Below are 6734 nucleotides of genomic sequence, written 5' to 3' on the forward strand. Positions count from 1 at the left end.
GAAGATCCAGCGCTACACGCGAAACCTCGACGAGATCGACTGGCCGTGGCTCCAGGATCTCATCGACGGCAATTACGCGGCTACGAGCGACGACGCCGACGCGGGCACCGAAGACGAAGCCGGCGATGAGGACGAGAGTGAGGGGGCTGACGGCGCGACGGACGACGAACCCGCCGAAGACGACGAAGGCACAGCGAACGCCGACGGGGACGAATCGGACGACGTGGACGGTCCAGCGGGTCCTCCGCGGGTCGGTGAATCGAAGAAGTTCCTTCGGGACCTGATCGCCGGCCGCCCGGTCTTCTCCCATCCCTGTGCGAAAGGTGGCTTTCGCCTTCGCTACGGCCGCTCGCGCAACCACGGCTTCGCGACCGCCGGCGTCCACCCCGCCGCGATGCACCTCGTCGACGACTTCCTCGCGACCGGGACGCAGATCAAGACCGAACGGCCCGGCAAGGCCGCCGGCGTCGTCCCCGTCGACTCCATCGAAGGACCGACCGTGAAACTCGCAAACGGCGATGTCCGCCAGATCGACGATCCGGCGGCGGCCAAGGAGATCAGAAACGGCGTCGAGAAGATCCTCGATCTCGGCGAATACCTCGTCAACTATGGCGAGTTCATCGAGAACAACCACCCGCTCGCACCCGCCTCCTATACGCCCGAGTGGTGGATTCAGGACCTCGAAGCCGCCGGCGCGGACGTACAGGCGCTCGAGGACGATCCGCGTGTCGATCTCGAGCATCCCGATCCTGAGGAGGCCCTCGCGTGGGCCACCGACTTCGACGCGCCGTTACATCCCGAGTACACGTATCTCTGGCACGATCTCGCCGTCGCGGATTTCTGTACGCTCGCGAAAGCGGTGGCAGCGGGACGAGTCGAGAGCGAGGGCGACGCTGGGGCTGGCGGGAACGACGACAGCAACGACACCGACGCCGACGCCGACGACACGCTCGTCCTCGAGTTCAGCGACGCCGTTTGCGACGCGCTCGAGACGATCGTCATCGAGCATCGCCAGCGCGAGGACCGGATCGAGATCGACGAGTGGCGGCCGCTCGCGCGCTCGCTCGGCTGTGAGATCCGTCGGACGGCGACCGACGGGGCCTCGCGGTCGGCGGCGAGCGGCGATGGGCCGGTCACTGATCCGGCGTCGGCCGAGACGGACGCCGCGACCGCGATCGAACTCGAACGCACCTGGACCGACGCCGACCTTTCAGAGCGCGCGCGGACCTGGAGTCACGAGGACGAACCCGACGGCGCGAACGCCATCGAGGCGGTCAACGAGGTCGCTCCCGTCGACATCCGCGAGCGCGCGCCGACCCGGATCGGCAACCGGATGGGCCGCCCGGAGAAGTCGGAGCGCCGAGACCTGAGCCCGCCGGTCCACACCCTGTTTCCGATCGGCGAGGCCGGCGGCGCGCAGCGAAACGTCGCCGACGCGGCCAAACACGCCGAGACGATGTCGGATACACCCGGCGTCGTCGAACTGCAGATCGGCCGCCAGCAGTGTCCGAACTGCGGCACGGAGACGTTCAAGAACCGCTGTCCGGACTGTGAGACCCGGACCGAACCGGACTACCGCTGTCCGGACTGCGACCAATCGCTCGAGCCCGACGAGGCTGGACGCGTCGAGTGCGGCCGCTGTGAAGTCGACGGCACCTGCGTCGAACCCCGCGAGATCGATATCAACGACGAGTTCAGAAGCGCTCTCGAATCCGTCGGCGAGCGAGAGAACGCCTTCGAGATCCTCAAGGGCGTCAAGGGACTCACCTCGTCGACCAAGATTCCAGAACCCATCGAGAAGGGGATTCTCCGGGCCAAACACGACGTGTCGGCGTTCAAGGACGGCACCGTCCGCTACGACATGACCGACCTCCCGGTCACGTCCGTCCGCGCGAGCGAACTCGACATCGATGTCGGGCAACTGCAGGCGCTCGGGTACACGGAGGACGTCCACGGCGATCCGCTCACGCACGAGGACCAACTGGTCGAACTCAACGTTCAGGATATCGTCCTCTCCGACGGCGCGGCCGAGCACATGCTCAAGACCGCCGACTTCATCGACGACCTCCTCGAGCAATATTACGGCCTTGAGCCGTTCTACGAATTCGAGGACCGCGACGAACTCGTCGGCGAACTCGTCTTCGGCATGGCACCCCACACGAGTGCCGCGACTGTCGGAAGAGTGATCGGATTCACGAGCGCCGCAGTTGGATACGCACACCCGTACTTTCACGCCGCGAAACGGCGCAATTGTGACGGGGACGAAGACTGCGTCATGCTTCTCATGGACGGACTGCTCAACTTCAGTCGGAGTTTCCTTCCCGACAAGCGCGGCGGGCGCATGGACGCCCCCCTCGTCATGTCCTCGCGCATCGATCCCGCCGAGATCGACGACGAAGCCCACAACATGGACATCGTCTCGCAGTACCCCCGCGAGTTCTACCTTGCGACGCTGGAGCAGGCCGATCCCGAGTCGGTCGATATCCAGATCGGCGAGGACACGCTGGGGACCGACGGGGAGTACACCGGCTTCTCCCACACCCACGACACGTCGAACATCGCGATGGGTCCCGACCTCTCGGCGTACAAGACCCTGGGCTCGATGATGGACAAGATGGACGCCCAACTCGAACTCTCGCGGAAACTAGCGGCCGTCGACGAAACCGACGTTGCAGAGCGGGTCATCGAGTATCACTTTCTGCCGGACCTGATCGGGAATCTGCGGGCGTTTTCTCGGCAGGAGACGCGCTGTCTCGACTGCGGCGAGAAGTTCCGCCGCATGCCCCTCACCGGGGACTGTCGTGAATGCGGTGGGCGGGTCAACCTCACCGTCCACGAGGGCTCGGTTAACAAGTACATGCAGACGGCGATCCAGGTCGCAGAGGAGTACGACTGCCGCGATTACACGAAACAGCGTCTGGAGGTCCTCGAGAAGTCACTCGAGAGTGTTTTCGAGAACGACAAGAACAAACAGTCGGGTATCGAGGACTTCATGTAGCCGGTCGCAAACCACGCCTCTCACACTCACACCCTCTCATCCTCTCACTCTCGAACTCGTGTTCCTCGAAATACCCGCTGTATTGTGGTAGTATTCACAGTTCGTCTAGCGATCGTGCGCGACTGGAAATTCGAAACCGCAGCAGATAGTGGGAACTGAGTGAGGAGACAGAGACACTCTTCGCGGCAATCCCATACGAATTGGAGCGTGTGGGTCTTCACCCACGCGTAGAAGGACGTGTGCAGTTTGCTGAACGCGCCATGAACCGCATAAGAAGGTGAATCGTAGTCGCGATAGTAGCGTGGTTCGTTATTCGGAACGGGGTCTCAAACACCCGCTACGTACCGGTAGTACAGTATTAGACAGCGTTACTTAAAAGATAGTGACAGAAACACTATAACTAAATAGCGCGTATCCTGAATATGGTTCCCAACGAAACGGCCGATGAACCCCCTTACCTCGGCAACGTCTTATTCCTCGTCGGTGCCTTCTTCATCGCTGGAATAGCAACGCTAACGGTCGTATCCATCGTAGGTGTTGAGGGAATTGTCGCATACGCGATTGCAACAGTGGCATTCGTCGCTGCATTCATCGGCCTGCTGCTGTTCTATAACTCCTATTACCTCGCCGATTGACGGCCAATAAGATCCCTTCTTCCCGAACCTCCGTTTTCGATTTCAGCACCGAGACTGCAGACCGAAATCGCACTACTCCCTGCTGCGATACCGAAGACCAAGCGATTATTTCTGACGTGCCCGTCTTCGGCCCCCTATTTTGTATCGCCATAATTGGTTTATGTCGAACGCCCCCTGAGACGAGTATTTCTCGTAAACCGGATATTCAGGGCGTCTTCGTACGGAACTGGGTTTATACGCCTCCGAGTGGTAGCAACCCACATGAGTGAAGAACAACAAAATCCTCGGCTCGGCTTCGGCACCACCGTCTACAGCGAAGATGGATCCCCCGTCGGTCGCATTCGCGGCTTCGACGAGGAAGGATTCTACGTGACGATTCGAGACGGTATCGAGGGGCTGAGCATTGAACACGTCCGCTCCGGCCACGAGTTCGGCGAGGCCCATCTGATGTGGCGCTGTCTCGAGTGCGGGGCGATGGACGAACTCGACAGCGAACTACCGGAGCGGTGTCCATCCTGTGGCACCGAGCGCGAGGACCTGTACTACTGGACCGAGGACTGAGACGAGCGTTTTTATCGCGTGTGGCGCGACGGGCCGGTATGGAGATCGTGGTCTTCGGAGCCGGGAGTCTCGGGAGTCTCGTCGGTGGACTCCTTGCACAGCCCGACGCACACGAGGTGACCCTCGTTGCCCGCGACCCGCACGCGAGCGCGGTACGAACGGACGGCCTGCAACTCGCGGGCGAGTTCAGCGAGACCGTCGCTCCCGCGGCGGTCACGGACGGAACCGAACTCGCCGCTGAACTCGGGGTCGTGACGGTCAAATCCTTCGACACGGCAGCAGCCGCCGCTGCGCTCGCGTCCGGCTCGTTCGACGCCGTGCTCTCGCTCCAAAACGGGATGGGAAACGAGGCGACGCTCGCGGGCCGGCTTGACGTTCCCGTCTTGGCCGGAACGGCAACCTACGGGGCGCTATTGCGCGAGCCCGGCGTCGTCGAGTGCACCGGACTGGGAGAGGTTACTCTCGGCCCGCGATCGGGTGGATCGACCCCACTTGCCGACCGAATCGGCGAGGCGTTCGCGCTGAGCCCGCTCGAAACGACCGTTGCGAGCGATATGCCGACCCGACTCTGGCGGAAACTCGCTGTTAACGCCGGTATCAATCCGCTAACGGCGCTCACCGGAACGAAAAACGAGGCCGTTCTCGCCGATCCTGCTACTGAACTCGCCCGAACAGCCGCTCGGGAGACGGCTCGGGTCGCCCGGGCTGACGGCGTTTCCCTCCCGGACGAGACGGCCGTCGAGACGATGACTCGCGTGGCACGACAGACCGAACTGAACTCGTCTTCGATGGCGCAGGACGTCCGTGCGGGCCGGCGGACGGAAATCGATGCGATCAACGGCTACGTGGTCGAGCGCGCCGACGAACTGGGCGTTTCGGTACCGACGAATCGGACGCTCACTGCGTTGCTTGAAACGTGGGAGCACGGGTGTGGGCTTCGATAGAAGGCAATAGAAGGATCGGAGAGACTCTATGGATGAAGAGCGACCCGCAGCAACGGTGAGAAGGGCAATACGCTTACGACACGCAGAAACTGGTCGTGACCCGATTAGAACGGCGCTTCGGGACCTTCGTCGGCCTCGCCGTCGTCGTCGACGGTTTCGCCGGGGAACGACGGGCTCATGCCACCGCCCATGTCGTCGCCACCGCCCATTCCGGTCTGGGCGTTGACCTGCTCAATTTCGGGGATCTCTTTGACCATCCGGCTCTTGATCGCCTGAATCGTCATCGGCGAAATCCCGCAGCCACTGCAGGCACCGCCGAGGGCAATCGAAACTTCACCCGTTTCACGGTCGAGATCCTGAATCGCCGCACTCCCGCCGTGCATCTGGATCTGTGGGAAGTTCCGTCGCAGGAAGTTCGCGACGCGGTCTTCGAGGTCGTCTCCGCCTTGGGTTTCGGTACTCATATCTCGCCGTTAGGGCTGAGCCTCCCTAAACCTTCCGTCGGTCCCCATCGTCGCGCCGCTCAGGCGAATCCGAAGACGCGTTCGAGTTCGGTTTCGATGGCATCGACGTGGCTGTCTAGAACGTCTTCGAATCGGTCCCGTTCGACGATAGTGCCGGTAAGTCGGTCGTAGGGGTCGTCGGGTAGTTCGACGCGGAACTCGCCGTCGCCCTCGTAGAAGGGTTCGCTTTCGTTTAACACCTGCTGGTCGATTGCGTGGACGAGTTCGGAGTCGTAGCGGTCGTTCATCCGGTTGAACGCGTTCTTGTAGGCTTGCTGGAGTTCGGGAAAGTAGTTCGCGTACTTGTCCTCGAACTTTTCGGGGTCGAACTCGGTGTTCGTGTCTGCCATATCGTATCCGAACGCGAGTGAGGACAAAAGTCGGACGGTTGTCCCGGGTCGGTATTCGCGATGGTCGTTGTGACGAAGACTATACTCTCAGCGGTTGATATTGTAGGCGGTCCCTAGAAGGCGGCGTGCGTACGCAAGCGGAACGAACTCCTTATTCAGTGGCGACACTGTCGACTATGCCACTTGATACGCACCCCATTCCCTGGGAGAAACTCCCGCCGGATTGGGGGCCGACCGAGTACGGTGACGGTCGGTTCGTGTACCATCACGGTCAGTCGTCGATCGTGTTGGTGGCTAATCGGACGGAAGCGGCGCAGTCTCATCCTGGCTTTGGACTCTGTGGGTACTGGGAACTTCGCTATCGGTACTTGCTCGGTGATCGTACGGTTTCCGAGGCGATTGCTCGTGTCTCAAACCGGAGTGCTGCAGTCAGCGGCTTGCTAGAGTGTATGCATCGAGTTCACGACTCGGTCGAGCGGCCGTCGGACCCGATCGAAGTGATGGAGACGCTGGGCAAGATCTCGTTTTCGGATTTCGTCCCGGAGAACCGGTCGCCATCGGGCTGATTGTGCGTGACGGCTCGGGTCCGGTGTAACCGCTGACCGCCGACTCTGAGTCGTATCAGCAGGGAACCTTTATCTCATAAACTCCATACGCTCTTCTGTAGGAGATTGTTGATACCGCTCAGCTGTGGCTGTCGAATCAAAGAGGACAAGGACACCGCGTCAGCGGTGTCCGATACG

General features: G+C 61.6%; 7 protein-coding genes. 5 read left to right on the plus strand and 2 right to left on the minus strand.

The window, feature by feature from the left end; all coding sequences use genetic code 11:
• The 4 genes from C480_RS08965 to C480_RS08980 all read left to right on the plus strand — a co-directional run.
• Positions 1 to 2998: DNA polymerase II large subunit (locus C480_RS08965; RefSeq protein ID WP_006665292.1), on the plus strand; the 2998-nt coding region annotated here is incomplete at its 5' end.
• Between the two features lie 422 nt (positions 2999 to 3420).
• Positions 3421 to 3633, plus strand: coding sequence for a hypothetical protein (locus C480_RS08970; RefSeq protein WP_006665293.1), 213 nt, complete (start codon positions 3421 to 3423; stop codon positions 3631 to 3633).
• 261 nt (positions 3634 to 3894) lie between these two features.
• Positions 3895 to 4194 (plus strand): DUF7130 family rubredoxin-like protein, encoded by a 300-nt coding sequence (locus C480_RS08975; protein ID WP_006665294.1) that lies wholly within the window; start codon positions 3895 to 3897, stop codon positions 4192 to 4194.
• 38 nt (positions 4195 to 4232) lie between these two features.
• Positions 4233 to 5138 (plus strand): ketopantoate reductase family protein, encoded by a 906-nt coding sequence (locus C480_RS08980; RefSeq protein WP_006665295.1) that lies wholly within the window; start codon positions 4233 to 4235, stop codon positions 5136 to 5138.
• A 104-nt stretch (positions 5139 to 5242) separates the two neighbouring features.
• On the opposite strand, the gene C480_RS08985 is transcribed toward C480_RS08980, so the two are convergent.
• Positions 5243 to 5602 (minus strand): NifU family protein, encoded by a 360-nt coding sequence (locus tag C480_RS08985; RefSeq protein ID WP_006665296.1) that lies wholly within the window; start codon positions 5600 to 5602, stop codon positions 5243 to 5245.
• Positions 5603 to 5661: 59 nt separating this feature from the next.
• Entirely contained in the window at positions 5662 to 5991 is a 330-nt protein-coding gene (locus C480_RS08990; protein WP_006665297.1) for a DUF5783 family protein, read from the minus strand.
• Positions 5992 to 6167: 176 nt separating this feature from the next.
• Here C480_RS08990 and C480_RS08995 point away from each other — a divergent pair, with 176 nt between their 5' ends.
• On the plus strand, positions 6168 to 6557 hold the full coding sequence (locus tag C480_RS08995; RefSeq protein WP_006665298.1) for a hypothetical protein: 390 nt from the start codon (positions 6168 to 6170) through the stop codon (positions 6555 to 6557).
• Positions 6558 to 6734: the final 177 nt, after the last annotated feature.

This window comes from Natrialba aegyptia DSM 13077 (assembly GCF_000337535.1).
GTDB classification, from domain to species: Archaea; Halobacteriota; Halobacteria; order Halobacteriales; family Natrialbaceae; genus Natrialba; species Natrialba aegyptia.

What these genes read in the sequence shown, in the direction of transcription:
- C480_RS08970 (WP_006665293.1), top strand. Translation starts at nt 3,421, where the DNA reads ATGGTTCCCAACGAAACGGCCGATGAACCCCCTTACCTCGGCAACGTC.
- C480_RS08975 (WP_006665294.1), top strand. Translation starts at nt 3,895, where the DNA reads ATGAGTGAAGAACAACAAAATCCTCGGCTCGGCTTCGGCACCACCGTC.
- C480_RS08980 (WP_006665295.1), top strand. Translation starts at nt 4,233, where the DNA reads ATGGAGATCGTGGTCTTCGGAGCCGGGAGTCTCGGGAGTCTCGTCGGT.
- C480_RS08985 (WP_006665296.1), bottom strand. Translation starts at nt 5,602, where the DNA reads ATGAGTACCGAAACCCAAGGCGGAGACGACCTCGAAGACCGCGTCGCG.
- C480_RS08990 (WP_006665297.1), bottom strand. Translation starts at nt 5,991, where the DNA reads ATGGCAGACACGAACACCGAGTTCGACCCCGAAAAGTTCGAGGACAAG.
- C480_RS08995 (WP_006665298.1), top strand. Translation starts at nt 6,168, where the DNA reads ATGCCACTTGATACGCACCCCATTCCCTGGGAGAAACTCCCGCCGGAT.